Genomic DNA, 742 nt, shown 5'->3' with positions numbered 1-742 from the left:
TCTTAGGCGTTACTGTGACATCTCCAGTATTTGGATTTTGTCCCATTTCCACTGTTGGTTTCTTACGAGCTGGTGTTGTTACAGCAACTGGCTGTGATGGTTTTTTATTCGGTTCTGTTACTGTTCCTTTTCCTTCTACTTCATATTTTGGAAGTTGGTCATTCGGTACTTCTCCTGAACCATTTTCTCCTATTGTTACTACGATGCTTGTTCCATTTTCTCCTGGAATTTTCACTTTAGTATCTTTAGGATAATTTTTTCCATCTGTGGTCTTAGGTGTAACTACAGCATCTCCATTTGGTTTTCTTGTGATTTCAATTGTACCTAATTCTGCCGTTTCTGGCGCAGTAGGGTCAATTTTTTTCGGTGTTTCTACCTTAATTTCTACCTCTGGTTTGCCATCTTCTTTAATCTTACCTGTTCCTGGAGTATCTGTTTCTGGTAAATCATTATTAGGAACTTTTCCTGTACCATCTTTTCCAATTGTTACAGTGATTGGATTTCCGTTTTTCCCTGGAATTTCTACCTTAGTTCCTGATGGATATGTTGTTCCATCTGGTTTTTTCGGTGTTACTGTTACATCTCCAGTTTTTGGATCTTGATCTAATTGTAATGTTGGTACCTTTTTAGCTGGTGTTGTAATATCCACTGGTTCTGATGGTTTTTGATTTGGTTCTGTAATGATAGCTGTTCCTGGTACATCTCTTTCTGGTAAATCACCATTTGCAACTGTACCTGTTCC

At 38.0% G+C, this 742-nt stretch carries 1 pseudogene; it reads right to left on the bottom strand.

The window, feature by feature from the left end:
• Window positions 1-742, bottom strand: a pseudogene (locus SMIDD26_RS12235) (hypothetical protein); the annotation flags it as partial.

Source organism: Streptococcus mitis, from assembly GCF_001579035.1.
GTDB lineage: Bacteria > Bacillota > Bacilli > Lactobacillales > Streptococcaceae > Streptococcus > Streptococcus mitis_J.
This window is presented reverse-complemented; position numbering and strand designations above follow the sequence as displayed.